This window comes from Paraburkholderia guartelaensis, assembly GCF_004353905.1.
In the GTDB taxonomy this organism is placed as follows: Bacteria; Pseudomonadota; Gammaproteobacteria; order Burkholderiales; family Burkholderiaceae; genus Paraburkholderia; species Paraburkholderia guartelaensis.
Map to the genome: position 1 here is coordinate 1 of NZ_SMOD01000069.1, position 25,845 is coordinate 25,845.

Below are 25,845 nucleotides of genomic sequence, written 5' to 3' on the forward strand. Positions count from 1 at the left end.
CGCAAAGTGATCCGCAAAGTGATCTACACGACCAACGCCATTGAAAGCGTGAACGCCCAGCTACGCAAGATCGTCAAGACGCGTGGGCACTTCCCCACGGACGAGGCCGCGACCAAACTGCTGTGGCTGGCCTTGCGCAATATCACGGCTGACTGGAGCCGTGCCGCACATGACTGGAAAGCCGCGATGAACCAGTTCGCGATCCTCTACGAGGATCGCTTCACCAGGAATCATTTGTAGAATGCAATTGATGACCTGCCAGACGGCAGGTTTTTATCTGCCTTGCACACAAAAATTCAGACACTTCCGAAGAAGGCTACGTATTCGTTCCTCGTTCCCCAACCGTGCCTGTTCTCTCGCGGTTGGGAGTAAATGTGACAACACGTCCTGCTTCATGTTGCACCTCACCATTGCTCGACGTCATATGCCTTCACCGGGGCTTCATAGTCGACGTGCTCGCTCTCGCGTTCTGAACGCTGCCGTCGGAGAGACACATCGTTGAATGCCTCTATCGTCGGTATGCTTCGTGGCCGTGTACGTCGACGTCCCTTTGTCTCGCGCGCCGCATTGGCGATCAATCGCCGCTGCTCTTCTACTGTGCGAAAAATCTGGCTTTCCGAGATCGAACGCTGGCCCTCGGCCCGGATCGCCTTCAACGCCCTTCGGTGTTCGAACAGGGAGATCGACGGGCGCCGCAAGTCAGCATACTGGACTTCGATATAGTCTTTACGTGCGGCACTCACAAACACGCGCGACAGGTCTTCCGGGTGGTAGCGTACGGTTACCGAACGTCGTGTTTCTCGCCACGCGGCGAACAACGGATGCCAATAACGTATCCGGAAGATCGTGAGTCCGTCCGCCTGAATCGTCCTTGAAGCGACGGGTAGGAACCAGATCAGGAAACGCAGCTCCGCGTCGACTTCCGCTGGCAACTGCCGCGCAGCAGTCGAATACGAGAGTCTTCGCCAGGTGTCCGCTGGGGTCGCACCCAGTAGTCCCCGATGAGGATTCTGGTGGTATCGCCTCCCAATCTCGATCGCAAGCCATCGCTCAAAGTCCTTAAGCGTTAGCGCAGCACTCTTTTCTGCCTGCCGCGCCTTGCGCCCTTGCGTGGAAGAGCCAGTCGCGCCGGGTAGCCCACGAACGCGTTCCATCATTGTCCTGTTAAAACGTTCGATGTGTCCGCCGAAATGTGGCCGTCCAACCGGACGGTACATCAGATCGATACCGTATTCGCGGCAGCCGCTGCGAAGTGCCCGACTCTTGAACTCTGCAGCGTTGTCGAGATGCAAGACGCGCGGTATGCCGCGCATTGGCCACTCTGCGTCTGTCCCAACCTTTGCAAGCCAAGGGGCCTTGGCGAGCACGACTCGCGTGAGAAGCAGCCCAACTGTAGCCGCTCCCGGTCTTTCCATGCCAATGTAAAAGCCGAGCACACACCTCGTCGCGACGTCTAACGCAACTGAAAGCCATGGTCGACCGATCACCCTCCCGTCCAACTCGCTGACCAGCAGAATGTCCGCCTGTGTATGGTCAATCTGAACGATGTCCAACGGATGCTGTGCCGTGAATGTTCCTGGCGCGACCTGTGCGTCAGGAAGTGCAGCACGCCGTAGAGCATCCTGTTCGCGATATTCCGACCATCGACGGGCAACAGTTGACCGACTCGGAGGCGCCAATCCCGCCGCGACGCATCGACGTCGTATCTCAAGCACCAGATCCGTCGCAGGATGGGCTAGTTGTTGCTGGGCCGGCAACCAGTCCTGCACGACCTTTTCAATGACATCGTTGACAGCCGAATCCAAACGACGACTGCCCACTTTGGGACCACGGTGTCGGGGATTGAGTGAACTTGCTACAGGGTCTGAGAGGAACCTCCGCCGCAGCCGATAGACGGTAGTCCAGTGCACGCAAAGCAAATGTCCGGCGCGCTTCGCCTGAGCCAGTGTTAGCGGCCCGTTTCCGAGCGGCCGCAGGACCGATGCCAGCTTCGCGACACGACTCTTCGTTTCGTTGGAGAAAGCCATGGTGCCCTCGCGCCACTCTAGCCGCATTAGCAGCATTTAAGGACACCCAAGGCGCACTAGCAAAATTAGCGGGCAACTGAATGCAAACTGTTGCGTTCGGGCAACATCGGAAAAGAATTGGTCAATCTTGCTGCGACCCTTTACTGGCGCGGCTTTCAAGCAAAAAAGTCATTAGCAATATCTGTGACCACGGCTAGCAGAAACTAAGAACACCAACAGCGGGTTCCAGACATGTGCTGACCGCTTCTTCTTTGAGAATCGATCAGCCATCCTATTGCCCCGCCGACGCGGCGCCGCCGGTGGTTCGTCGTCTCCGGCGGCTACGCCGCCTCCGACTCCTCACCACCGGCCAAAACAAACGTCAACGACCGGCCAACATAATTGGCGCCCCCCACATAGCGCCATTTTCGCCGCGTTGCACATATTTCCTGCTGGAAGATGTCATAGGAGCATGATTCGGGTGCGTCTTCGGTTGACCTGGCGGTTATCGGTTTGTCCCACCCCATGAGGTCGCATGGAGCGTGCTACGTTTGCCCGTCGCCCTGGTGGCTTTACCACCCCGGAAGAACGTTGGTGCCGCAACGTGTCCATCGGGTTCGCACAATACTCGTGGTTGCCAAACCTTCGGCACCAATCTACGGCTGGCTCGCGTTGCAGGCGATCCGCTTTCTGCACATCGGGGACGGCGGCACGGCATCCCATTCAATCGCGGTGGCTGCTTGCCAGTTGACGATTAGGGCTTGCCGGTCGCCGTCGTAACTCTCATGCGAAGCAGCGAGTCACATCAAACGGCTTTCGCTCCTTCAGCATGTGGAAACACGCACGCGCCAGCTTGTGTGCCAGTGCCTTGCGGGCGACCACGGTGTTTGTTCTGGCCTTTTTGCGCTCGTAAAACTGCTTGGCTTCAGCGCTAAAGCGCAGCGCAAAGTTGGCCGCCTCGATGAACGCCCAGGACAGATATGGGTTGCCATTCTTTGTGTTGCCTTCGCCTTTCTTCTTGCCGTTGCTTATACGCTGGCTGTCCACGCATCGCGCATAGGAAGCGAAGTTACCGGCGCTGGCGAAGCGCTCGATGGTGCCCACCTCCAGAAGAATGACAGTTGCAAGCGTTTGGCCGATGCCCGGCACTGTGGTCAGCAGGTCGTAGTGCGCGTCTGGCGCGACCTTTTCCTGAAGACGCTTTTCCACGATAGCGATCTGCGCGGAGAGCGTCGTGATGACCGCGACGTTGGCCCGAAGCGCGAGCTCAACGTCCTCTGGCAGGCGCATTTGTTTGATGGCTTCTTCGTCGAGTCGGATGACCTGATGGCTCGTGATTCGCTTGCCGAACTGGCGTGCCGTGATGTTCTCCACCGCGAGAATGTGGGTCGTGCGGCTTCGCACGAGTTGCATGCGCTTCCTCGCAAGATCACGGACAGCACGCTGTTGTGGTGGCAGGATGGTCCCTGTCGGAAGTATCCCCAGGCGCAACAGGTGAGCCAGGTAGCGCGCGTCGGTCTCATCACCACTGTGCTTGAGCCCGTCGTACTTCCTGATCGCGGTGGTGTTGGCCAGATGCACCACGAAGCCGGCCGCCTGCAGGCCGTCGACAAGCCAGTACCAGTTATACGTCGATTCGATTACGACGCCAGCCAGCTCGGCCTGCCACGGGGCAAGGAACGTCAGGATCCTGGCCAGCTCGTTCGGCAGCCGCTTCTCGGCGACCACGCGGTCCGTTTCGTCGATCACGCTCACGACACTATTGTTCGAATGCAGGTCAATGCCGCTATGGTTCATGATGGACCTCCTTCCGGTTAAAGCGCTGTTGGCAAACTCACTTTAACCCCGTCGCCCGGCAGGGCGGAGGAGGAGGCCCGCTAGATGATTTTCAGTCGACTATTCACCATCGGTCAACCCAGAGATTCTGGGCTTCCTGCGGAAGCCGTCGGCCGGCCCCTGCGGGCGCGTTGATCGTGCAAGATGACCGGCCACCAGGCCAAGGAGACGACATGGATTCGCAGACCACGCCGCAGGAACCGGATCTGGATGACGACGGCCGCCGACGCAGGGTTTTCGTTCGTGGCGGCTTCTCCTTGGGTGGCGCGATTGCGCTCGCAAGCACCGCCTCTGCGGCCGCCGCTGCGTCCACCTCTGACGCGCCGAAAGACGACCGTTGGGAGACGCCTGCGCGCACCGGCGGCAAGCTGCTGGTGCGTTGGCTCGGCGGTGGCGTCACGGAAATCGCCACACCGGATTACAAGCAGATTGCGTACGGCGACGCGTGGATCTGGAACAACGCGGGCTGGGATCGTTTCGGCGTGAAAAAGCCGCCGGAATATGCCAGCGCCAAGGGCTTCGCCGACTATGTCGCGGGCAAGAATCCCGATGCGGTCTTTGTGCTGCTCACCCATGACCATGGCGACCACATGGGCGATTACTTCGAGATGCTCAAAGCGCTGTGCGACGCCGGGGTGCCGGTCAAGACCACGGGGCAGAGCGACATGATGCGCTCTGCGCTGGTGCCGGAGTTTCGTAAGGTGGGCCTGGATCCCGCGAAAATCGTGGTGAACGGCGGGGCGGGGATGAACTTCGGCGGGGTGTCCCGGCACGGCGAGATGTCGGCACACCTGATTCCCGCACTGCACTCCAACCTGTGTGGCTATCCGGCGGCGGGCTTCATGCTTGATATCGGCGGGGTTCGTGTGTACCTGAGCGGCGACACCGATCTTTTCGGCGACATGCGGTTGATCGGTGAGCGTTACAAGCCCGACCTGGGCATTGTGTCTGTGGGCGGCGGGCCCTTCACGATGGATCCGCAGGACGCGGCACGGGCCAGTGCGTGGGTGGGGGGGTCCCATGGCATCCCGGTGCATTACGCGCACAACGGTCTGGTGCTGGGTGTCGAGGCGGGTGAGCAATACCGCCAGGCTGCCTCGCGCATGGCGCCCTCGCTGCAGGTCTCGGTAATGAGACCCGGCGAGCAGACGGTGATCACCGTCTGACGGTGTGCGCTGTGGCGGCTCGCGTGCCACGGGTTGATTCGATTCCGTCTCAGGACATCAAAAAAAATTCTGGCAAAAAGCCCACCCTTGCGGTGGGCTTTCGCTTATCAGGGTCGATCTCTGGCCAGAATCTGATTCTCGCGTGTTGCCCGACCCAGTTTGTCCGGTGATTCAACATGCGCGGCCGGTCGCATCTGCCAGACGTTGCTATTTCCACATTCCCGTATCCTGTGCAGCCGGCCCCAGCGCGGTCTCCTCTAGCCGGCGTTACGGCACGGGTCGAGCACGCCGCGGCGGAAACCGGCAGCATGCACGGTCAGGCGCCGCCTCATGGATGAACTCTCGATGATCCGGATGGCTTGAACGCGTCGTCGCGGGAGAGGTTCATCCGCGTCGCTTAACTGAACGCAGCGAGAGTATTGAAAGTCGAGATCGACCGCTTTGGTCGCCCACTAGCGGCCGTTGGACTACCGCGCCACGATTGGCGACAATGCCTACCCATCATGATCGAATCCCGGGGACGACGCTTTGGACCAACCCATTAGCTACGCTAGCGAATCAACAATGTTCCAACGATCGTCCCGATTGCTAGCGCGGTCGCTGAATCCGGCGCGCTTCGCGCTTGCGCTCGCTTGCATTCCCGCATCAAACGCGTTCGGCGCACCGGAATATCACATCACGCAGTATCACCGTGACGTCAGCGTTGACGACGCAGGACGAATGACCGTACGCGTAGACGTCGTGCTCTTGCTCTCGAGCGACGCCGCCATGCAGCGATTTTCGCAATACGCGGTGCCTTATAACGCGGACCTGCAAAAGCTCGCAATCGACGATGCACAAACCGTGCACGAGGACGGCAAGGTCGTCCATGCCGATCTGCATGCCGCCGTTTTCGACCGTCCGGCGCCTACTACCGTCACGGCACCGCAATTCAGCGCCGAGCATTACCGAATCGTTGCCTTCCCCGCAACCACACGTGGAGACACGCTCCGACTGCACTACACGCTGACCGATCTCGACACGCTCTATCGCGGCAAATTTACAGAGATCGCGAACCTGGCGCCTACCGAAGACGTTGAGGACGCTCAGGAGACGCTTGAGACCCCTCGCGACATGCCGGTACGAGTCGAGGCGAACGGAATGCAGGCGGTAAGCGACACCACCACGGACTCGCGGCGCATACGGGTGTATCGCTACCGCACGCCGGCAAGCGGACCACTGGCCGAACAGGCTAGCGCGGTTTCGACGCTCGATTCAGGGCCCTACTTCGTGGCAACGAATTTCACGAGTTACGCCGATGTCGCTCGAGCGTTCGAGGCAGGCATTGCACCGCAGTCACAGCCCACTGCGGCGATCCGCGCGCAGGCCGACCGGATCACCGGAGATGTCGCTGACCGGCGGCAACAGGCGATGCTCATCTACGAGTGGGTCAGCCGGAATATCCGCTATCTGGCCGCATATGTTGGTACGGGCCCGGTCGTCCCGCACAGCGCGGACTCAGTGTTGCGCGACGGCTATGGCGATTGCAAGGATCACGCGGCCCTCTTCATCGCGTTGCTGCGAGCAAAGGGTATCCGCGCCGACAGCGTGCTCGTGAATCTGGGAAACAGCTACCGTTTGCCAGACGCGCCCGTCTGGTATGTCTTCAACCATGCCATCGTATGGTTGCCGGAATTTGCGCTGTTTGCCGATACGACCAACGGATTTGCACCGTTCGGCATTCTTTCGTTCGCGGCAAGCGACAAGCCCGCGCTGGATACGGCGACGGGCGAAATGCTCCACACGCCGCCACAGAACGCGACCAACAGTGCGTCGTCGATCAACTACACAATCAAAGTGCGCGAAGACGGCGACGCAGATCTGGCCGGGACAATTACGCTGGTTGGCCAGATTGGCATCGCGCCTCGCCGGCAACTGACCCAAAACACCAGACAGAGGATCGGTTACGAGTTGCTAAGGCAATCCGGGCTGACCGGCACGATCGACGTGCTAACGGGCGATGCAAACGGATTGAATGCGCCGGTCGGCCTCAGCGTGCAAGGTACCGTCAACGGCCTCGCTATCATGCCTGGCCCCGCCGCGCTTGCTGTCCCGATCATGCCCAACTACGGATCGATCCGAGCTTTCGCCGAGTACGTCCTGCGTCAGGCCGGCGAGCCGCTCAACGGCCCCTGCGGCGCCAGCGCGCTGCGTGAGCATTTCCGCGTTGAATTACCGGCCGGCGCGAAGATCATTGCGATGCCGCCCGATCTCTCCAGGACGAACGGCGCGCTCGCCTATACCGCCACGTATCGGCGCGACGGCCAGACGGTTGATATCGACCGCACGCTCATTCGCGACTTTCACACAAACGTATGCAGCGGCGAAATGCTGAAGCAATGGACACCGATTGCTCGTGAAATCTCAACGGACCTGAAACGACAGATCCTCTATCGCTAGGCGGGAAATTCTCGTTTCCCTTTGGAGTGACGCTGACAAGACGAGACTTCGGCGAGCGCATGATCCAGCTCTGATCGACATAGAGCTTGCACATATGCGTCCCCAGGGCGTCCCCGGATGCGGCTGCCGTTGCGTCAGATCTGCACATGGCCGCGCGAACACGCGACGTTCTCCGTGTGCCGAAGCCAGATCAAAGCCAAGCGCGCGCAACTGCTGCTCGCCGAGCGGTGTAGCGACCAGTTCGGCGCCATTGCGTCGCAACCATCGCGCCTTCGTCATCGACGCGAGTACGCCCACCGCTCTTTCCCCTGCCAGGTGGTCATAACAGGTTCGGGCATGCATGAATGCCTCACTCGGCGGCACGCCGATGAATCCGTCGGCGCCAAACCACTGGCCGACCGACGACACGAGCGTCGACCCGCCGAAGTAGAACAGGTAGATGACGAGCAGCTCCGGCACACCGCGAAACACGTGCAGCGCGCGCACTGGCTGCTCGATTGGGCAGACGCCGTGGCGGCGATGAGCTTCGAAAACCTCGGCGGCCAGATCGCGGCCTTCGATGCAGCATCGCTGGCTTTTCGCGTCTCGCCCGGGCTCGCTCTGGTTGGCGCGCGCATGCGTGCGGCGTTGGCAGGCAGCGGCCTGCTGGCAGCGGCGCTCGGGCGCCATACGCAGGATCCGCTCAGCATGCGTACCATTCCACACGTCCACGGCGCCGCCCGGGACGTGCTCGCCGCGACAGAAGAAGTCGTGAACCGCGAACTGGCCTCTACGACCGACAATCCGATCGTGACCGGGACGCCACAGGAGCCACGGGTGTACTCACAGGCGCATGCGGTAGGCGCGTCAATCGCGCTCGCAATGGACAGCCTCGCAGCCGCGGTGGCGCAGGTCGCCGCCATGGCTGAGCGGTGTCTGGACCGTCTCGTCAATCCGCTCGTGAGCGGTCTGCCCGCTTTCCTCGCGCAGGCGAGCGGCACGCGCTCCGGCTTCATGATCGCGCAGTACACTGCGGCCTCGCTGGTTGCGCAGAACCGGCGCGAAGCTGCGCCTGCGAGCCTCGATGGTGGCGTCACGTCGGGCCTGCAGGAGGACCATCTCTGTCACGCGACGCCCGCCGCGCTCACGGCGCACGCGGTCATCGAGAACAGCAGCCGCATCCTTGGAATCGAACTGCTTGCGGCTACGCAGGCGTATGACCTGCAGCCGGTCCCGGCCGCGCGCGCGTCATACACTGAAGGGCTCTACACACAGGTCCGCAGCGTCTTGCCGACCTATTGCGATGACCGCCCGCTCACAGACGACATGACGCTTGGGTTTCGCATGATCGCCGATGGCGGACCACCGCCGCTCCCGAGCCCCGTGCCGCTGCCGGCAACACCGGGCTACTGGGCGGCGGCGACGATCGAGCCCGTTGGAAACGGAACCGTGGCGTCGGCCAACGACGCGTTGCCCGGCGCAGTCGGCAATTGAGGGTAACGCCGCGCGACGGAAGAGCAATCCGGTTACAGGGAAACAGGCAGGCATGAGCACCACGTTGCAACCAGCGAGCCGGGCCAGGCGCTAATGCAGACGAAAGGGACGCAAATGCAGACATCCCTGCAGCGGCACAGGGTTTTGCCTCCGTACGAGCAGATCAAGCGCTACGTGATGGAACATATTGCCAACGGCACCTGGAAGCCCGGCGACGCGATTCCTTCGGAAACCGAATTCGTCAAGGAATTCGGCGTCGCGCGCATGACCGTCTCGCGCGCACTGCGGGAGCTGACCGCGCAGCGCGTGCTCACGCGCGTGCAGGGATCGGGCACCTACGTTGCCCCGCGCGACCATGAATCGACGGTGCTCGAAATCCGCAATATCGCGCATGAGATCGCGTCGCGCGGGCATCGCCACGAAGCGCGTGTGCTCGCGCTCGAAGCCAGCCACTTTCCGACCGCGATCCATGAGCTGGATCTTGCCGGCGGTCCGGTGTTCCACTCCTCGATCGTGCACCTGGAAGATGACGAGCCCATTCAGTACGAAGACCGCTACGTCAACCCGCTCGTCTTTCCGCTCTATCTGGAGCAGGACTTCACACTCGAGACGCCGAACAACTACATGGTGCGTGTCGCGCCGATCCAGCGCGCGAAATTCCGCATCTATGCGCGCAAACCTGAGCCCCAGATCCGCAGGCATCTTGCGATGAAAATCGGCGAGCCTTGCCTGATGCTCTGGCGCTGCACGTGGGTGGGCGACGCGGTAGCGACCGCCGTGCAGCTCTGGCATCCGGCGTCACGGTTTCACCTGGCCGGCGCCGTTTGAGGCAAACCGCGCAAACCGTCGCGCGAGCCCGCTCGATCGAGCGCAAACGGGCTTTGTTCAATTCAGCGCGAAACAGGTGTGTTCGGTCGCGGTTTCTGCCACGTGGTCGTTGTGACCCGCCGCGCGCACCGTTCGCATACAGCTGCAGCAACCGGCTCTGCATCTTCTGCCCGCCACGGTTGTGCACGCGTGCGGGCAGGTACCCGGACCCGGCACTTTGGTTTCCCCCGCCGGCCAGCGTACCGGACGCAGAAAAAAGGACGCCCCCGGAGGCCCGGGCCCACCCGGCGGGAACGGGCCCCGCAGAAACCGTAACGAAGTGCACGACTTCTGTCCCGGCGGGAGCTCGCCGGAGCGCCAGGCCCTTTCGTAACAAAGGGATTGGACGTCAGTTCCGCGACGATCCAGGATGCAACGCTGCTTTCGTTTTGGCGCTAGAATTTTGACGCCGAACACGCCTTTGTAAGCGCTGTCCGACCCATCAATTCAGCCGGTGACCCATCGATTTTTTTCGTCACTTTTCAGGGTGAGCGCGATGGACTGCGATCTGGATGAGTTCTGTGCCGCATACCAGGCCATGGCGGCCGCGCGAGGTCGGTTCCAATGTCACGGTCGCGTGGCCGGTCACTTCGAGAGGCCTGACGGCATCCGCCTGCTGATGACGGCCCTCAATGTGACAACTTACCGGTATCTGGCCGCTGTCAGCAAACTCTGTGAGATTGAGCGCACGCACCAACAATGAGCTCACGGATTTCAGGTATGGCAGCACGGATCTGCGGGATGCGGCTGACCGTGCGGCATTGTGGCTGTGCCGGACCGTTTCGGCCCTGTTCGCCACCATCCCGCTGCCGCAGCGGCTCCTGGATCGCTTGCCAGCCGGCATATCTTCCAGTGTCGATCAGTTCCTGCGCGTAGCGCCGCACTGGTCCTTCACGCTGCGGCGGAACGCTCTTGCCTCATGTGCATCTCGCTACGAACGCGGATATTAAGCGCGCCGCGCGGGTTCTCCCTGTCGCCGCCAGGTCGCGCGTCCGGTCCGACCCGACCACGCGTCACCTCGCGCCAACGGTCTGCCGATGGGTGTCCCGGCTGACTGGGGCGGATCGACGGCGTCACCCATTTCCGTGCTGGGTTGTCTTCTGCCGCCGGGTTGTCTTCTGCCGCCGGACTGGAGCAGGAGCGCACGAGGCAACCGGGGCCGCGTCGATGGCTCGAATGGGGCGATGCGCGAGGGCAGGCGCCAGTGCGCGGACTGAACCGTCCTCTAACGTGCGGGCGCAGGGAGGTCGTCGTGCCACCGAAAACGAGCAGCGCGACGCAACGCACCGGCCGCCGGCCAATTGCGAGTGGTCCGTTTTCCGGATTCGCTATATTTGCGATTGCGTGCCGTCTGCCGACAGAGGCGGCGATCCGGATGTCCATCGGGAGGCTGGCGTGGATCATTGGCTGGGTACGGCTATCGGCACGATCGTGCTCGTCGTCGCTGCAGTTGGCATCGCGGCGCACTACCGCCGGGAAAGGCGCCGGGCTGATCTGTTGCGCAATCTCGATCGCCACGAATTGTGCCAATGGGCGCGTGCACGACCGTAGGCATCGTTGTGGAGCGAGAGCCTGGGCCCCGTGGCGTGAACCGCCGCAGAACATTGACGCCGCGCCCGGGGGAATTGCAGTTCAGCTCGTCCACGCCGACGTGAGTCAATGCCGGGCAGCGCGTCCGACGCGGCGCACGCATTGCTTCGGCAAGTCTGCTGCAGTCCACTGACGCGCGTGCCCGCGGGATTATCAAAACGGCGCGCCTGCGCCAGATTTCCTTCCCTCGTTCAGACCGGGCGCCCGTCATCCGTCCTCGCGGGTGGCCACGGTTTCGAGGAACCGGACGGCCTTGTTGAAGGCGCACCGGATCGCCGCCTCCGCACTGTCGAGGATGCAATGCCCGATGCGCCTGAACACGTCCGTCCGGTTGGCGATCTCGACACAAACTTCGTACGAAGTGTTACCGGAGGGCTGGCCTTGCGTCCGGATCGAGAGACGACAATCCGTGACCAAGAAATGATAGGGCTGAAGGCGCAACAGCTGTATTGCCGCTTCCGATTCCAGCCAGGCCGTCCCAGGCAAACCGAGAAAGAGGATCTCCATGCCGATACCCATCATCGCCCCCCAGTCCGTCGCTCAAATCGATCCAGCATCAACTTCGTGCGTCCATTGCATCATCATGCGGCGAGCCTTGTGCCGATTGACGAGGATCAACTCAACGCCGGGCCGGGGCCCCGATACTCTCGCTGGCCTCTCGCCAGCCATTCGGCCGGGAGGGCACCACTGGCCCACCGGACAGGACAATACGGGGTGGCCGCGGCCGCCGCGCCAGGACGGCTGACGAATCGTTCCGGAACACAGGACACGGCGGGAGTTGTAACTTTTTGTTAGTTCCGGTGGTCCCTTAATTGAAAAACAACGCGTTTCGTATGACCATTGCACGCGAGCAGGACTGTCGCAAGCAAGCCTGCTGCAGAAGAAGGCCAACATACAGTGCGTTTTTCGGAGGGATAAAACAATGAAGCGGCGAATTCCCCTTTTCTGCGTTGCCCTTGCCCTGGCGTCCGGACCGGTCCCGCTGGTTGCTGACGCCGCGACCTATACCAACGGCACCGCCACGGCAACCTTCAACGTCACCCTCACGCTCCAGGCCAACTGCACGATCTCGGCGAATCCGCTGAGTTTCGGCAGCAACGGCGTGCTTGCCACCGCGCTGAACCAGCAAACCACGGTGGGGGTCACCTGTACCAGCACCACGCCCTACAATGTAGGGCTCGATGCCGGCACCGTCGCCGGCTCGAGCGTGGCGAACCGGTTGATGGCTGGCACCGCCACGGGCAACACCGGCACGACGGTGGGTTTCCAGCTGTACCAGGATGCGGGACACACGACCGTGTGGGGCAACACGCAGGGCACCAATACCGTCGCCGGCACCGGCAGCGGATCCTCGCAGTCGATCACGGTCTACGGCCAGGTGCCGGCGCAGACGACGCCTAGGCCCGATACGTACCAGACGACGGTCACCGCCACGGTCTATTTCTGAGAACCGACGATAGCGCATGACCGCATTCCGTTTTGCACCCTGTTGCATTGTCGTCGCCCTGCTGCCCTTCACCGTCCTGTCGCCTGTCGCCGCACGCGCGGCCACGCTTCAGATCTCCCCCGTCATGCTCGAATTGCAGGCCGACGGGAATGCGGCGGCCCTCACCCTCCGAAATCCGGGCGGGCGCCCGCTCTACGGACAGGTGCGCGTGTTCCGCTGGGATCAGGTCGACGGCGAGGACACACTCACGCCGACCCGGGACCTGATCGCCAGCCCGCCGCTGATCCAGGTTCCCCCGCAGACCGACCAGCTGGTCCGGCTCGTACGCGCGGACGCCGCGCCGGTGGCGGCTGAACAGAGCTATCGGCTGCTGATCGACGAACTGCCCTCGCCGGGCGACGCACCGGCCGGCGGAGTGACGATCCGCCTGCGCTATTCGGTACCGGTGTTTGTCGAGCCTGCCGCCGCGACCGGCCAGCCCCGGCTCGCATGGCATCTGGTGAGGGCCCCGAACGGATGGGCCCTGCGTGTCGGCAACACCGGCAGCCGACGCGCCCAGATCGGCGCGGTTGAGCTGGTGAACGCCGCCGGCAAGGTTTATGTAATCAGCAAGGGCCTGCTCGGCTATGCGCTGGCCGGGCGCTCGGGACAGTGGGGCGTGCCCCTGCCCGCCGATGCAAACCTCGGTGGTCCGCTGAGGATCCGTGCGGCGGTCAACTCGCTGCCAGTGGACGCCGTTATCACGGCGGAACAACCGGGCTAGGCCGGGGCCGGCCCGGCATGGAGCTATACCCATGGTTTTACCTGCATGTACTCCCGGAAACCTCGCGCCTGCCGGCACGCCGCGCACGCCGGCTTGGCGCCATGCTCGCGGTGTGCGGGGTACTCGCCGGCGGATCGACGCGGGCATCGGGACAGGACGCGCTCCTGATGTCGGACGCCGGTGCGAACGCGCCGCATGAGGTGGTGCTGGAGGTGGACGTGAACGGCCAGCGCAGTTCGCTGCTCGCCCGGTTCCGCGAACAGGACGGGCGCCTTTCGGCGAGCGGCCCCGACCTGGACGCGATCGGGCTCGCCACCGGCCGTCTGGGTATCGCCGCAGCGGCCGACGTGCCGCTCGACTCGATCCCGGGCCTGCGCTACACCTACGACGCCGCGCATCAGGCGGTGGACCTGCAGATCCCCGATGCGATCCGCAAGCCCTACACCTTCGACAGCCGCGCCCTGCCCGCGACGCCGCCGGCCACGTCCTCTCGCGGCCTGCTGGTCAACTATGACGCGTTCGCCCAGACGCCCGATGACGGACAGCTCGCGCTCTACTCGGAGGAACGCTGGTTCGACCCGGCGGGCGTCTTCAGCAACACCGGCATCGCGTACCTGTACCGCCACGACCAGCGCTACACGCGTTATGACACATCGTGGAGCACGTCCAGCCCGGCAACGCCCAGCACGACCCAGATCGGCGACACGATTTCGTCCTCGCTCGCCTGGACGCGCTCGGTCCGCCTCGCGGGCTTCCAGTGGCGCAGCAACTTTGCGTTGCGGCCCGACCTGGTCACGTTCCCGGTGCCCGCGCTCGGCGGTTCCGCTGTCGTGCCGTCCGCGGTGGACCTGTATGTCAACAGCGTCCGGCAGTTTTCCGGCAACGTGCCCAGCGGCCCGTTCATCGTCAACGATGTGCCAGGCATCACGGGCGCAAGCGAGGCCACCGTCATCACACACGATGCGCTCGGACGGACCATCGCCACGTCGGTACCGCTTTACGTGGACATACGCCTGCTTGCCCCAGGTCTTTCGAGCTACTCGTTCGAGGCCGGATTCTTGCGCCGCAACTACGGGCTCGAATCGTTCGACTACAACCGTGTGCCGGCGCTCAGCGCGTCCGCCCGGCGCGGGCTGAGCGATACCCTGACCGTTGAGGGCCATGCCGAGGCGACGGGGGGACTCGTCAACGCGGGCGCCGGTGCCCTGGTACGCCTCGGCATGGCGGGCGTGGTCAACGGTTCATTCTCGGTGAGCGCGGGGCGCCTGGCGGGCACGCAGGTGAGCCTCGGCTACCAGCTGGTCGAGCCGCAACTCTCCGTGAGCGCGCAGACCATCCGCGCCTTCGGCAACTACGGCGACCTCGCCGCACGCGACGGCACGCCGGTACCCAGCGCCACCGACCAGGTCACGCTCGCCTTTCCGTTCCTGCGCCACCAGACCTTTTCGGTCAGCTATGTCGGCTTTCGCCTGCCCGAGGGTCCGGCATCGAAGATCGGATCGGCCTCGTACACGTTCAACTTCGGCAACCTCGTCTCGCTGAGCGTGAGCGCCTACCGCGATTTCGGGCAGCCCAATTCGAACGGTGCATTTGTCTCTCTGAACTTCGGCTTTGGTCACGATACGTCGGTCAATGCCACGGTCGGTCGGCAGGATGGCCAGTCGGACTACAACGTCAACGCGTTGCGGCCGCCCGACTACGCCGGCGGCTGGGGATGGGGCGTGCAGGCCGGCGGCACGGGCGCCGTTCCATACCGGCAGGCGCAACTGCAATACCTTGGCAATAACGGGGAAGTGACGGCAGTTGCCCAGGATGTCGACCGGCACGCCGGGGCTTCGCTCGACGTCACCGGGGCGGTTGTGGTGATGGACGGCAGCGTGCAGCTCGCGCGCCGGATCGACGATGGCTTCGCGCTGGTATCGACCGATGGCGTCGCCGGCATTCCGGTGCTCCACGAAAATCGCGTGATCGGCGCGACTGACAGCTCGGGTCATCTGCTCGTGCCGGACCTGAACGCCTACCAGAACAACCAGATCGGCATCGACGGCATGAAGCTGCCGGCCAATGCACGGATTGCCACGACCGCCATGGACGTCGTGCCGCAGGCGCAGTCCGGCGTACTCGCGCATTTCGGCGTGAAACGCTACAGCGCGGCATCGGTCATCCTGCACGGTCCGGACGGCCGGGTGCTGCCGCCCGGCTCGCGGGTACATGACGTCGAAAGCGGAGCAGAGACGATCGTGGGCTACGACGGTCTGACCTTCATCGACGGCCTGAAGCCGGAGAACCATCTCGTGATCGACAGTGGTACGCTGCATTGCACGGTGCAGTTCGGCTACACGCAACCTTCCGGTGGGACCCTGCCCACCATCGGCCCGCTGACATGCCGCCCGGTGCCGGGAGACGCGCAATGAAAGGCGTCGTCCTTACGCTGCTCATCCTGGTCGCAACGCTGGCGCTGCCGGCACGGGCACAGGCGCAGACCTGCTCGGCCACGGCCTCGGCCATCAATTTCGGCTCGGTGAGCCCGATCACGGGCAGTGCGGTCAGCGCCACGGGCACCGTCAGCGTGACCTGCACATGGCCGGCAATTACCGTGACACCGTATGCGCAGGTCTGCCTGAACCTCGGCGGCACCAGTCCGCGCAGCCTGGTGAACGGCACAAACGCCATGCAGTACAACCTGTACCAGGACGCGGCCCATTCACTCGTCTGGGGCTCGATCTACTATGGCACGCCCCCCATCTCGCTGACGTTGACCAAACCGGCCGCGGGTACGAGCGCCACCCAGAACGTCACGGTCTACGGCCAGATTGCCGGCAGCCAGCCGACGGTACCGACCGTCAGCAACAGCAGTACGGCCTACTCCCAGACGTTCGGGGGCAACACCACTTCGCTCAACTACGCGTTTTACCTGTTCGGCGCGCCATCGTGCGCCTCGATCACCACGAACGGCGGCACCTTCCCTTTCAGCGTCAGCGCGACGGAGATCAACAATTGCAACATCAGCGCGACGAACCTCGGTTTCGCGACGGCAAGCGTGCTCACCAGCCCGGTCACGGCGACGGGATCGATCACCGCGCAGTGCACGAACGGCGATGCCTGGCGCATTGCACTGAACGGCGGTTCGAGCGGAAACGTGGCCGCGCGGACGATGCAACGCAGTGGAGGCGGCGCAGCGGTGACATACCAGCTCTACACCGACGCGGCACATGCGAGCGCATGGGGCGACGGTACCTCGGGCACGGCCATGGCGACCGGCACGGGGACCGGCAACCCGCAGACGGTGACCGTCTACGGCGTTGTGCCGGCGCAGGCCACCCCCGCTCCGGGCGGCTACAGCGACACCATTACCGCGACGATCAGCTTCTGACCTCGCGCCTCGAATGGTGCGATGGTCAGAACGCGACCGCCCAGACCGCGCGCGGCGCGGCGAGATTCGCCAGCTGGAGGGTCGAGAGGCGCTGGGTCGGATCGCGAGGCGCAAGCGCCACGTGGTACAGCGCGCCGTGCAGACACGACACCCCCGGCGCGTCCGGGGATGGCGTCCCGGCCGCCGACTGGATCTCGCAGCTTTCCTGGATGACGAGGCTGACCTGGATCGGAACATGCTCGGCCGCCGAGCCTTTGAGCCCCGTCAGCGCGAACAGGAAAACCGCGACCCCGTAGATCCAGATTTTTCGCAACATGGGAGGATTTGCACTGCCGTTCGTTTCGTCTGGCAGTAACAGACGATAATGTCTCGATATCGGCAGCACGCGCGGTAACTTGAGCGCAACTGTCTTCGTTTGCAGGCGGCCGGCAGGGCGACGATGGGCGGCCCCAGGGTGTCACCATGTCAGCCGGTCCGGCGTGGACGTGCCGGCGAAGACGGCGGTGCCACTGCCTGCCCCAACTCGCCGGTCCCGCCCGGCAACAAACCACGGCACCACGATGGATGCGCTGTAACGGCGACAATGCCCAGGAAAGCCGCCGCCCTGCCTCGCTGTTCGTCGGATTGCTTGCGCACCGGCGCACTACACTGAAGTCCTCTCAGGTTCGGCCGTTCTCCGCGCATGCCGAACCTTTCGCCGGCCTCAGCGCCGGCTTTTTTATGACAATGACGTTCGCGTATTGCGTATTGCCTGCGGCACCGCGGGTGAGCCGGAAAGCCGGTGAGCCGAAGCCCAGGCAGGTCGACCGCTTCGCAGACGACGCCCCCTTGTCGGGCTGCGGTGCCTGCGACGAATGACTGCGATGACAATGCATCCCGTGCACGACGTCAGGCAAGCAAACGGCCATCCCCCCAGTTTATGGATACCGCCCGCATGGGTCCGCATCAGATCGCATTGCGGCTGTGCCATTCGGGTCATCGTGAAAGCAGGTTACGGCGATTGATACGGCGTAACCTTGTTGCGCCCTGTCGCCTTCGCGCCATACAGCGCCTCGTCAGCCGCCTTGATCACTGCGGTGACATCGCCTTCCTGATCAGGGCTCCAGCTGGCAGTGCCAATGCTCGCGGTAATGCGGCCGTACTCGCTGCCCGCGTGCTCGATGGCGAGGTCGCTGATCGCCGCGCGAATCTTCTCGGCGACCTGTGCGGCGCCGGCGGGCGGCGTATCCGGCAGCACCACGACGAACTCCTCTCCGCCGTAGCGCGCCGCGCTGTCCGGCGGACGGCGAATGCTCTCACCAATGCACCGCGCCACCGCAGCCAGTGCATCATCGCCGGCCTGATGCCCGTACGTATCGTTGTAGGCCTTGAACCGGTCGATATCGACGAACAGCAACGAAAACATGCTGCGCGTGCGCCGCGCCCGACGCCATTCCTGATCCAGGATCTCGCCCAGGCTGCGCCGGTTGCCGAGCCCCGTCAGGCCATCCGTCCTGGCAAGCAGCTCAAGCTCTGATTCTGCGCGCATGCGACGGCGCAGCTGGGCGCCCAGAAGGAAGGAAAGTACGACGAAGCCCAGACCCAGCACGCCTGTCAGGGAACCGATGACGAAGGCACGCCGGTACCATGCCGCATAAATATCCGGTTCTGCCTCGGCAACCATGATGATGAGCGGCAGATCCGGGACGTGACGAAAGTAGTAAAGACGGCGCGTGCCGTCGATTGTGGACATGTCGGAAAAGCTGCCCTCCGGCGCCGACATGAACTGCCGGAAGGTGCTCGCCCGGCTGATGTTCAGCCCTACGACGTCGGCGTCGTACGGCTGGCGCGTGATCATCACGCCATCGCGTCCGATGAGGGAGATGGCCCCATGCGGCCCGAGCGACAGCCCTGCAAATAGATGGCGGAAATACTCCAGGTCGATGGCGATCAGTACAATACCGGCAAACGAGCCATCGGAGTGGGAAAGCCGCCGGCTGAGGGCAATGCTCGGTGTGCCGTTGCGCAACCGGGACCGGTAGGGGTCGCTCACGTAGAGTCCGGCATGCGGATTGTCGCGCTGGACAGTGAAGTACGCGCGATCCGCGAAGTTGCCTGCTCGCGGCACATCATTGTCGGAGTCGATCACGATCTTGCCTGAAGCGTCGATCACCAGCATGGCGCCCAGATACTTGGCGGTTGCAGCCCTGTCAAACAAGACTTCCCGGCGCAGACGCGCAGGCAGCGCGGTCACATCGGCCTCGTTCAGTCCGTCGACGACCGCCTGCAACGATAGCGCGTAGAGTTCGAAGTTCCGGTCGATATCCCGCTCGGCGATCAGGGCCAGGTTGCGTGAGGTCTCACGGGCGCGCTCCATGGCGTCGATGCGACTCTGATACAGCACCGTTGCGCAGAGGCCGACGAGGATCAGCGCGATCAGGGCCCCGCCCAACGCGATTGCCCGGGTTGCCCGTTGCGGGTCGCGCCTGCGGCGCTCGGCAGGCTCGAAAGGCGCATGGTTCGTTTTCGGCACGGTCTGCAGCTGTCCAGTAAAACGTTCATCAAAGATCCAGCCTCGCGGGTATGGCTTAACAGCTCACGGCGCGGCGGCAACCGGTCTCGCGTGGTAAAGCAGCATTCTGGCGCCGCAAGATAGCCGCGGAATCAGGGGGCTCGCCAATGGATATCGGCAATGTCTCCGAGTTCTTGATAGCTGTGATCAGTGATCAGCAGGTGCGCAATCTGGTTGCGCCGTCTGCAAGCGTCCCGGGGACAAAGTTGCGCGCGACCTGCATATGCCGCCGCCCACGGCACGACTTATCGGACGCGTGCCAGTTGCGATCAGCGAGGTGCGATTGGAATACTGTCGCGATCGACAACTCGCCGCTCTCCGCTATGCCGGCGTGCGTGCATCGATAGCTGGAGCCCCGATACGCCGTGCGGCCCGGCAAACGCCTCGATGTGGTCGGGGCGACGGTGGCAACTTAATCCTGGGCCGGAGCAACGTGGCTCTCGCCGTCGCGCGGCGGCATGGCTCCGCGGCCGCAGAACAGAGGGCGCCACCTGGCGTGCTTTCTCCTCGCAGTGCCGCGTGGTCGTGAGGCGAGGCGATCGGATCAGTGGTTCAGGCTCCGCTGCGCGCGAAGCCTAACGCCGAGTTGCCCTGGAGCGGCGACACATCGTCCTGCCACGGCGGTTGCGGCGCGAAGCAGTCAATGACGCCCGGCTGGAAAATCAGCCAGAAGGTGCTCCCTCCCGATGCAGCGGGCCGTGATGCGCGGCGCGACACTGACCCGGCAGTTGCTTTCCTTTGCGCGACAGCAACCGCTCAGGACACAGGCGTGCGATACACGGATTCATGCGTCCACAGGGTGACCGTTGTAGCCGCTGGCCGCGCGGCCCTCGATTTCATGCGGCGCGAACCCGTCCGTGTCTCGTTACCGACTACGAGATGCCGGGAATCGACGGCGTTGCGCTCTGCCAGATGGTGCGCGGCTGGCCCGCGTTCGCCGGATTGCCCATCGTGCTGCTCTCCGCTGCCGGAGCCTGACGTCGACCCCGGTGCCGGCCCCTGTTCCTGCGAAAGCCCGTGCCGGTGAGCGAACTGATCGACGCCGTGGATACGTATGTCGCCGCGCGTCTGGCAAGTCCCCGGTCTCATCGCCCCATCCGCCATGCGGCAGGAAGATTCCAGCACCTGGCTCCGGCGAGATGGGCTCCGGTAAACACGGGCTGCGGGCCGTATCTGGACGTCCCGCGCGCCGTGGGTCCCTGCCTGCTCCACAGGAAGCATCCTCGCGGTGCGCTCATCCGATGTCCGGCATTGGTGCGCAGGTATGGCCAATCCTGCTCCCGACCAGGCCCCGTCGGCGCAATTAAAATGCCAGGTCGGCGGCGGTGCGGTGAAGGATGGCAGCCGAACCGGCGAAGCAGTCTACGGCTACACCGTCATTTCATGAGGCAAGGAGGCGTCTGAGCTGCCCGATGTCCACCGGCTTGCCCAGATGCGCATCGAAGCCGGCGTTCCTGGCGGCAGTCCGGTCGTGGCTCGAAACGTGCCCCGTTAGCGCGACCAGCGTCAGATGAGGCTGCGCCGCCAATGAGCGGATGCGCGTTGCGAGCTCGTAGCCGTCCATGTCTGGCATTCCGATGTCGATGAGCGCGAGATCCGGTCGCCAGCTTTCAAGGATTTTCAGCGCTTCGGCCCCGTCGGCGGCCACGCGGACTTCGTGGCCTTCGAGCTCGAGCAGGCCACCCAGGGCAAACCGGGCGTCCGCATTGTCGTCCACGAGCAGGATACGACGCGCCATCGACTGACCGGCGGCGGGCGTCTCCGCGGAGGTACTTTCGACGCTGCCAGGACGCACAGGAATGGTCAGGCGCGCTTCGGTTCCATGGCCGACGCCTTTGCTCGTGATTTCGACCGTCCCGCCGTGCAGCTGTGCGAAGCGCTGGGCCAATGCCAGCCCGATGCCGAGGCCGCCATCTTTCCCGCCGGTGTGCGTGCGCGTGAACTGCGCAAAAGGTTCGAAGATATGGGGCAGGGACGCCTGCGAAATCCCGATTCCGTTGTCGCGAACCACGATTGCGACATAGGGTTCGCCATTCCGGACGAACTGTTCGACGCTCACAGCGATGTTTCCCCCCGGCAGCGTGTAGCGCACCGCATTCGACAGCAGGTTCGCAATGATCTGCGTGAGCCGAACCGGGTCGGCACACAGTCGCAGGTTCCCCGGGGGGACATCCAGGGACAGGGTATGATGCCGCTCGAGGCGTCGCTCTTCCACTGCGGCGAGCGCATCGGCAAGCGCCTCGTTCAGGGAGGTCTCCACAGGCGCGATGCTGAGCTTGTCGTGATCCAGCCGGCTTGCGTCCTGCAGTTCGTCCATTAACGTCTTGAGGTGCCGGATCTGCCGTTGTGCGACCGCGAGGTACGCGCTGAGCGGCTCGCTGCCTTCGTTGACGACCTGCATCGCGTCGATTGCATTCTCGAGGGGGCCCAGCGGATTGCGAAATTCATGGGCGAGGACGGCGATGACCTCGGAGTAGCGCTGCGTCTCGCGGCGACTGTGCTCACGCGCCCGTACGAGTTCGAGCACGCCGCTGGCGACGCCTGCCAGGTCCGTCAGCACACGCTGGTCCTCCTGGGTGAATCTGCACTTTTCGTCAAGCGAGGCCACCCACATCGCCCCCATCTTCCTGCCCCCGGAGACAATCGGCAGGATCAGCGCCTCGTGCACGCCGCCGCATGCGCTCGCAAGCGCGGGAAAGTCCGTGGCCAGGGCCGTGAACAGAAGCGGCTCGCCGGCCTCGATCACGGCAGCACAGGGGCACTCGCCCCACGGCGTTGTCAGTCCGCCCAGATGCGCGAGCCTGCCGGCGACCGTGTGCCACCGGAAGACGATTTCGTCTCCGGCACGCTCCAGCAGACTGATGCCCGCGGTTTGCGCACAGCATAGATCCATCGCAAAATCGGCCGTTTTCTGCAGGAGCGCGTCACGCGAATCGGCCGGGGCGCTCGCCAGCGCGAGCAGGGCCCGACATTCACGCTCATAATCCGGCTTTCTCGCCGCCCGGGCGGTGACGTCACCGAGTGAGATACCGCCGAACCGTGCTGGCATGGAAAATCCGTCCTCGCTCTGGTCATATCACTGCAAATGGAATTGATGCGCATACACCACTCTAGAGAATAGCCTGTTCCGTGCGGTGGCGGCCACGGGACTGCGCTGCAGTCGAACTACAGCTACGAAGGCTACACGATCGAAGTCTCCGTCGAATTGGACTTCAGGCCTTCTGGACCGAGCACAGATCGCCGGAAAGTCGTTCGCCGCAGCCCGGCCACGGGCGACTTTCGGCGAACTGAACGTCATCGAGACGAAGTTCATCCGGCTGCCGGGCAACGAAATGATCTGCCTGACATGACTGGCAGCCCGCACGAGGCGGCTGACGAAGTGTACCAGGCGACACGCGCCCACGCCCGCGCTGGACCAGCAGCTATTGTTGCGCTGCTGGCGCACATCCTGTGGTCAACCGGTCACCACGGGCCGCGGTGCGGCCTCGCCATCGCGTGAATCGAGGCGCTCATACTCCGCGATCAGTTGTGCACCGAAGAGCATCAGGGTCGCGAGGGTTTCGAGGCTGAAAAGCACGACGATCGCCGTAGTCAGCGTCCCGTAGACGACGCTCACCTCGGAGAGCGTCGCGAAATACCAGACCAGCACGCGTCGCGTGATCTCCCACAGCACGCCGGCGGCGAGCGCGCCGACAAATGCATGACGCAGCGTCGTGCGCCCGACCGGTATCACCAGGTAGATCGCTGTCAGTACCAGGATCTCGCCCGCGAAACCGCACAGATACAGCACGAGCCGGCTTGCGCCCGTCAACGGCACCGCAGACCGAGCAGCACGACGCTGTCGCTTGCTACGGCATGCAGGCCGCTGGAGACGAGCGTCACGATCAGTACCCCGATACCCAGAGACAGGCTGAACAGATAAGGCACGATTGCCGATAGCAGAAAGTGTCTGCGCCGGACCGCGACCCGATGCACGAAAATGATTGAAAGGGCGTTCTCGAGCACCGTGAACGCGAGCGAGCTGAAGAAGACCATCGTGACAACCAGAAACCAGCCAACCACGGAGCGATGAGCCAGAAAGCTGGCAAGTTCACCCACGATCGCTTTCGACTGCCCTGGTACGAGCCATTCGAGCAGCCGTGCGAGGGTATCGAGCAGCAACTGCTCCCCCACGAAATGGCTGAACGCGATCACAACGAGTATCAGGAGCGGCACGATGGACAGCAATGCGTAGTACGCGATTGCACCTGCGAGCAGCAACCCCTGGTTCCTGCGGAACGCCATGCAGACCTGGAAGATGAACCACAGGGGATGCCGGGTCACAAGGCGCAACGCGCGCCCGCGTGGATGATCGGTGTTGCTCACGTCAAACTATCCTGTTTCGCCCGCTCGAACAGCGTTCGCCTTGCGCCCGGCGTGCTCCTATCGTCTCAAGCACGCCCGGGTACTGCGACCGCGCGCCACGCCAATTGCTGCGCGCCAAAGGCTGCGCCCGCGAGCGGGATGAGCCGTGCTTTGTCATCCGTATGCACTGTTCTTCCGCGCCTCGCCCCCGCACGTCACGAAAATTTTCGGGCTGCTTCCCGCTGAACCGGGACGTCATACTTCCCGGCCACTGGCGCGACGTATCGGCCTCGATGATTCGCGACCCATCGCCTTCCGCTCAGCAATCCGCGAACCTGCGCGGGAAACACAGCTTGCGGAACCGACGGTCGCGGACGCAATCCTCGACCGGCTGGTACACAACGCGCATCGCATCACGCTTGCAGGCGAATCGATGCGCAAGACACGAAGTCAGTTGACCGCAAAGTCGCGCTCCAAGTAAAAAGGCAAAACTCCCGCGTCGCTGCATCCCGTTTGTTCGCGTTGGCGTGGCATCGCTGTTCGCTTTGCAGTGGAATCGGCGTTCGCTTTACCGGCCCGGGCCGCTTCTTACCGGATCCGCGAGATGTTCAAGGAGCCAGTCCGCCATGCGCCGCTCCTGCGCGAGGATCGCTTCGCAGGTTTCCTGCACTGCGGGTTCTCCTGCCGCCTGCGCGGCGGCGATCGCTACCGTATAGACAGCAATTTCCATCTGTTCAAAAAGATAGCTGTCGCCGAGCGCCGCCACTGCCGCGGCCGGCGAGCTCGCGCGACGCGGTCGCCTGATCAGGCTTTCCAGGCGGACGCTGAAATTCGCGAACAGTGACGGCCCCGCGCGTAACCCGGCGAGAGATGCGGCCAGCAGGCGCCTTTGGTCCTCGGTCTCGCTCAGGTGGGCAGCGGCACGGGCCCTGATCACCGGCCAGGCGTGAAGCTGCTGGACGCTGGCTGTCAGCTGGGCAGTGGAGCGCGTTTCCATCGTGTACGCCTCGCGCAGCACGCGGATGAGGTACCGCCGACGGCGATTACCCAAGGTGGTCCGCTCCTGTGGATACAGGCGCAGCGGGCGCCGGCAGGTATGGCCGGGCACGATGGCGCCTGATGAAAAGGCCGATGACTTCCCGGGTGGGTACACTCATCACAACCTGCTGCGCCGGGCTGCCGTCATACCACTGGCACTCGATGATCTCCCCGGAAGCGCGAGGCACAATAGCCCCCGGAACGCTGCAATGAAAAACGTGATGGCGTTTGCGCAAGCCCCGAACAGGAAAAGTTCGCGCAGGTGAAGTCCCGCGATCGCGGTCTCCTCCTCCGGTTCGCGCCGGGCGGCGGCAGCGGGCGTTTCAATTCGCCGGAGGATGCCCCCCGGCAGCGCCCAGCGGCCATTCCCCCGGCTGACCAGAAGGACGTTTTCCCCGCGCGTGCAGACGACCGTTGCCCTGTTCTTCATGCGCCTGCCCCGGATTTCAGATCTTCTTCTACCACCCGTCTTCCTTCGCCACAGCGCGCAGAAGCAAACCCGAGTCGTGATCCCCCGGGGGGCGCGAATGACGCCGCGGCCTGCAGGATCCGGCGACAAAGCCGACATTGAAACAGCGACCCCGTCCGCGCGCTGGATCGCCGTCGCCTCGCGTGCAATTTGCCGACGATATCGGCCTTAAGCGCCTTGGCCGGTATGCTGGTGCATGGGGGGCGACAATTATGTTGGCCGGTCGTTGACGTTTGTTTTGGCCGGTGGTGAGGAGTCGGAGGCGGCGTAGCCGCCGGAGACGACGAACCACCGGCGGCGCCGCGTCGGCGGGGCAATAGGATGGCTGATCGATTCTTAAAGAAGAAGCGGTCAGCACATGTCTGGAACCCGCATCACCGACCAACAGGTTCGCCTCTACATGAACAAGCGCAAACACCATCCGCAGGAACTCGCGGCCGCGAAGGCAGGAATAAGCGTGCGCAGCGCACGCCGCATTGAGCG

At 63.7% G+C, this 25,845-nt stretch carries 21 protein-coding genes and 3 pseudogenes; 13 read left to right on the top strand and 11 right to left on the bottom strand.

Features of this window, described 5'->3' with window-relative positions:
• The coding region (locus tag E1N52_RS40560) for a transposase (RefSeq protein WP_133190499.1) at positions 1-240 on the top strand (240 nt) is incomplete at its 5' end.
• A gap of 164 nt (positions 241-404) precedes the next feature.
• Here the strand turns inward: E1N52_RS40560 and E1N52_RS40565 are convergent.
• Together E1N52_RS40565 and E1N52_RS40570 are read right to left on the bottom strand one after the other, a co-directional pair.
• Positions 405-2,027, bottom strand: coding sequence for a Mu transposase C-terminal domain-containing protein (locus tag E1N52_RS40565; RefSeq protein ID WP_133190501.1), 1,623 nt, complete (start codon positions 2,025-2,027; stop codon positions 405-407).
• A 762-nt stretch (positions 2,028-2,789) separates the two neighbouring features.
• Positions 2,790-3,803, bottom strand: a complete 1,014-nt coding sequence (locus E1N52_RS40570) for an IS110 family RNA-guided transposase (RefSeq protein ID WP_133190503.1) — start codon at positions 3,801-3,803, stop codon at positions 2,790-2,792.
• Positions 3,804-4,015: 212 nt separating this feature from the next.
• Between E1N52_RS40570 and E1N52_RS40575 the strand changes: the two genes are divergently transcribed.
• Positions 4,016-5,008, top strand: coding sequence for an MBL fold metallo-hydrolase (locus tag E1N52_RS40575; RefSeq protein ID WP_133190505.1), 993 nt, complete (start codon positions 4,016-4,018; stop codon positions 5,006-5,008).
• Positions 5,009-5,653: 645 nt separating this feature from the next.
• On the opposite strand, the gene E1N52_RS45110 is transcribed toward E1N52_RS40575, so the two are convergent.
• Positions 5,654-5,878: a hypothetical protein gene (locus E1N52_RS45110; protein ID WP_246089434.1), complete on the bottom strand. Its 225-nt coding sequence runs from the start codon at positions 5,876-5,878 to the stop codon at positions 5,654-5,656.
• Here E1N52_RS45110 and E1N52_RS40580 point away from each other — a divergent pair.
• Positions 5,777-7,447: a DUF3857 domain-containing transglutaminase family protein gene (locus E1N52_RS40580; protein WP_246089432.1), complete on the top strand. Its 1,671-nt coding sequence runs from the start codon at positions 5,777-5,779 to the stop codon at positions 7,445-7,447. The genes E1N52_RS45110 and E1N52_RS40580 overlap by 102 nt on opposite strands.
• On the opposite strand, the pseudogene E1N52_RS45485 reads toward E1N52_RS40580, so the two are convergent.
• Positions 7,412-7,918, bottom strand: a pseudogene (locus tag E1N52_RS45485) (hypothetical protein); the annotation flags it as partial. The gene E1N52_RS40580 and the pseudogene E1N52_RS45485 sit on opposite strands and share 36 nt — an antisense overlap.
• Before the next feature lie 48 nt (positions 7,919-7,966).
• Here E1N52_RS45485 and E1N52_RS40590 point away from each other — a divergent pair.
• The 3 genes from E1N52_RS40590 to E1N52_RS40600 all read left to right on the top strand — a co-directional run bounded on the left by E1N52_RS40590 (position 7,967) and on the right by E1N52_RS40600 (position 10,737).
• The gene (locus E1N52_RS40590) at positions 7,967-8,920 is read left to right on the top strand and encodes an aromatic amino acid lyase (protein WP_342777953.1); all 954 of its coding nucleotides are present in this window, start codon (positions 7,967-7,969) and stop codon (positions 8,918-8,920) included.
• Positions 8,921-9,034: 114 nt separating this feature from the next.
• Positions 9,035-9,748: a histidine utilization transcriptional repressor HutC gene (gene hutC / locus E1N52_RS40595; protein WP_342777951.1), complete on the top strand. Its 714-nt coding sequence runs from the start codon at positions 9,035-9,037 to the stop codon at positions 9,746-9,748.
• A gap of 719 nt (positions 9,749-10,467) precedes the next feature.
• Entirely contained in the window at positions 10,468-10,737 is a 270-nt protein-coding gene (locus E1N52_RS40600; protein WP_133190511.1) for a hypothetical protein, read from the top strand.
• 847 nt (positions 10,738-11,584) lie between these two features.
• Here the strand turns inward: E1N52_RS40600 and E1N52_RS40605 are convergent.
• Positions 11,585-11,899 carry a hypothetical protein gene (locus tag E1N52_RS40605; RefSeq protein ID WP_133190513.1) on the bottom strand — a complete coding sequence of 105 codons (315 nt, stop codon included), beginning with the start codon at positions 11,897-11,899 and terminating at the stop codon, positions 11,585-11,587.
• Positions 11,900-12,299: 400 nt separating this feature from the next.
• Between E1N52_RS40605 and E1N52_RS40610 the strand changes: the two genes are divergently transcribed.
• From E1N52_RS40610 to E1N52_RS40625, 4 genes are all read left to right on the top strand, one after another.
• A complete protein-coding gene (locus E1N52_RS40610) occupies positions 12,300-12,824 on the top strand; it encodes a Csu type fimbrial protein (RefSeq protein ID WP_133190515.1) in 525 nt (174 codons plus the stop codon).
• Between the two features lie 16 nt (positions 12,825-12,840).
• Positions 12,841-13,587 carry a fimbrial biogenesis chaperone gene (locus tag E1N52_RS40615; RefSeq protein WP_133190517.1) on the top strand — a complete coding sequence of 249 codons (747 nt, stop codon included), beginning with the start codon at positions 12,841-12,843 and terminating at the stop codon, positions 13,585-13,587.
• Positions 13,588-13,688: 101 nt separating this feature from the next.
• Positions 13,689-16,001 carry a fimbria/pilus outer membrane usher protein gene (locus tag E1N52_RS40620; RefSeq protein WP_165979565.1) on the top strand — a complete coding sequence of 771 codons (2,313 nt, stop codon included), beginning with the start codon at positions 13,689-13,691 and terminating at the stop codon, positions 15,999-16,001.
• Complete coding sequence (locus E1N52_RS40625; protein ID WP_133190521.1) at positions 15,998-16,960, top strand: Csu type fimbrial protein; 963 nt, start codon at positions 15,998-16,000, stop codon at positions 16,958-16,960. Before E1N52_RS40620 ends, E1N52_RS40625 begins: the two co-directional genes overlap by 4 nt.
• Before the next feature lie 25 nt (positions 16,961-16,985).
• Here the strand turns inward: E1N52_RS40625 and E1N52_RS40630 are convergent, their stop codons facing one another.
• Positions 16,986-17,276 (bottom strand): hypothetical protein, encoded by a 291-nt coding sequence (locus E1N52_RS40630; protein WP_133190523.1) that lies wholly within the window; start codon positions 17,274-17,276, stop codon positions 16,986-16,988.
• Between the two features lie 675 nt (positions 17,277-17,951).
• Positions 17,952-19,397: a sensor domain-containing diguanylate cyclase gene (locus E1N52_RS40635; RefSeq protein WP_246089433.1), complete on the bottom strand. Its 1,446-nt coding sequence runs from the start codon at positions 19,395-19,397 to the stop codon at positions 17,952-17,954.
• Between the two features lie 705 nt (positions 19,398-20,102).
• Here E1N52_RS40635 and E1N52_RS45695 point away from each other — a divergent pair.
• Both E1N52_RS45695 and E1N52_RS45405 read left to right on the top strand, forming a co-directional pair.
• Positions 20,103-20,213: a hypothetical protein gene (locus E1N52_RS45695; protein ID WP_165979566.1), complete on the top strand. Its 111-nt coding sequence runs from the start codon at positions 20,103-20,105 to the stop codon at positions 20,211-20,213.
• A 562-nt stretch (positions 20,214-20,775) separates the two neighbouring features.
• Complete coding sequence (locus tag E1N52_RS45405; protein WP_281282833.1) at positions 20,776-20,898, top strand: hypothetical protein; 123 nt, start codon at positions 20,776-20,778, stop codon at positions 20,896-20,898.
• Here E1N52_RS45405 and E1N52_RS40645 read toward each other — a convergent pair.
• Together E1N52_RS40645 and E1N52_RS40650 are read right to left on the bottom strand one after the other, a co-directional pair.
• Positions 20,893-22,560, bottom strand: a complete 1,668-nt coding sequence (locus tag E1N52_RS40645; RefSeq protein WP_133190527.1) for a hybrid sensor histidine kinase/response regulator — start codon at positions 22,558-22,560, stop codon at positions 20,893-20,895. The genes E1N52_RS45405 and E1N52_RS40645 overlap by 6 nt on opposite strands.
• A gap of 405 nt (positions 22,561-22,965) precedes the next feature.
• Positions 22,966-23,876 (bottom strand): annotated as a pseudogene (locus tag E1N52_RS40650) (YihY/virulence factor BrkB family protein).
• A gap of 331 nt (positions 23,877-24,207) precedes the next feature.
• On the opposite strand from E1N52_RS40650, the pseudogene E1N52_RS40655 reads away from it, so the two are divergent.
• A pseudogene (locus tag E1N52_RS40655) lies at positions 24,208-24,336 on the top strand (ATP-binding protein); the annotation flags it as partial.
• 87 nt (positions 24,337-24,423) lie between these two features.
• On the opposite strand, the gene E1N52_RS40660 reads toward E1N52_RS40655, so the two are convergent.
• Both E1N52_RS40660 and E1N52_RS40665 read right to left on the bottom strand, forming a co-directional pair.
• Complete coding sequence (locus E1N52_RS40660) at positions 24,424-24,963, bottom strand: DUF892 family protein (protein ID WP_246089430.1); 540 nt, start codon at positions 24,961-24,963, stop codon at positions 24,424-24,426.
• A 48-nt stretch (positions 24,964-25,011) separates the two neighbouring features.
• Entirely contained in the window at positions 25,012-25,461 is a 450-nt protein-coding gene (locus E1N52_RS40665) for an NUDIX domain-containing protein (RefSeq protein WP_342777952.1), read from the bottom strand.
• Positions 25,462-25,845 lie beyond the last annotated feature (384 nt).

Excerpts from the sequence above, each read along its gene's own strand:
- E1N52_RS45110 (WP_246089434.1), bottom strand. The coding sequence starts at position 5,878 with ATGGACGACCTTGCCGTCCTCGTGCACGGTTTGTGCATCGTCGATTGC.
- E1N52_RS45405 (WP_281282833.1), top strand. The coding sequence starts at position 20,776 with ATGGCCAATCCTGCTCCCGACCAGGCCCCGTCGGCGCAATTAAAATGC.
- E1N52_RS40605 (WP_133190513.1), bottom strand. The coding sequence starts at position 11,899 with ATGATGGGTATCGGCATGGAGATCCTCTTTCTCGGTTTGCCTGGGACG.
- E1N52_RS40645 (WP_133190527.1), bottom strand. The coding sequence starts at position 22,560 with ATGCCAGCACGGTTCGGCGGTATCTCACTCGGTGACGTCACCGCCCGG.
- E1N52_RS40570 (WP_133190503.1), bottom strand. The coding sequence starts at position 3,803 with ATGAACCATAGCGGCATTGACCTGCATTCGAACAATAGTGTCGTGAGC.
- E1N52_RS40625 (WP_133190521.1), top strand. The coding sequence starts at position 15,998 with ATGAAAGGCGTCGTCCTTACGCTGCTCATCCTGGTCGCAACGCTGGCG.
- E1N52_RS40590 (WP_342777953.1), top strand. The coding sequence starts at position 7,967 with ATGAGCTTCGAAAACCTCGGCGGCCAGATCGCGGCCTTCGATGCAGCA.
- E1N52_RS40615 (WP_133190517.1), top strand. The coding sequence starts at position 12,841 with ATGACCGCATTCCGTTTTGCACCCTGTTGCATTGTCGTCGCCCTGCTG.
- E1N52_RS40630 (WP_133190523.1), bottom strand. The coding sequence starts at position 17,276 with ATGTTGCGAAAAATCTGGATCTACGGGGTCGCGGTTTTCCTGTTCGCG.
- E1N52_RS40565 (WP_133190501.1), bottom strand. The coding sequence starts at position 2,027 with ATGGCTTTCTCCAACGAAACGAAGAGTCGTGTCGCGAAGCTGGCATCG.
- hutC (WP_342777951.1), top strand. The coding sequence starts at position 9,035 with ATGCAGACATCCCTGCAGCGGCACAGGGTTTTGCCTCCGTACGAGCAG.
- E1N52_RS40620 (WP_165979565.1), top strand. The coding sequence starts at position 13,689 with ATGCTCGCGGTGTGCGGGGTACTCGCCGGCGGATCGACGCGGGCATCG.
- E1N52_RS40575 (WP_133190505.1), top strand. The coding sequence starts at position 4,016 with ATGGATTCGCAGACCACGCCGCAGGAACCGGATCTGGATGACGACGGC.
- E1N52_RS40610 (WP_133190515.1), top strand. The coding sequence starts at position 12,300 with ATGAAGCGGCGAATTCCCCTTTTCTGCGTTGCCCTTGCCCTGGCGTCC.
- E1N52_RS40580 (WP_246089432.1), top strand. The coding sequence starts at position 5,777 with ATGCAGCGATTTTCGCAATACGCGGTGCCTTATAACGCGGACCTGCAA.
- E1N52_RS40665 (WP_342777952.1), bottom strand. The coding sequence starts at position 25,461 with ATGTCGGCTTTGTCGCCGGATCCTGCAGGCCGCGGCGTCATTCGCGCC.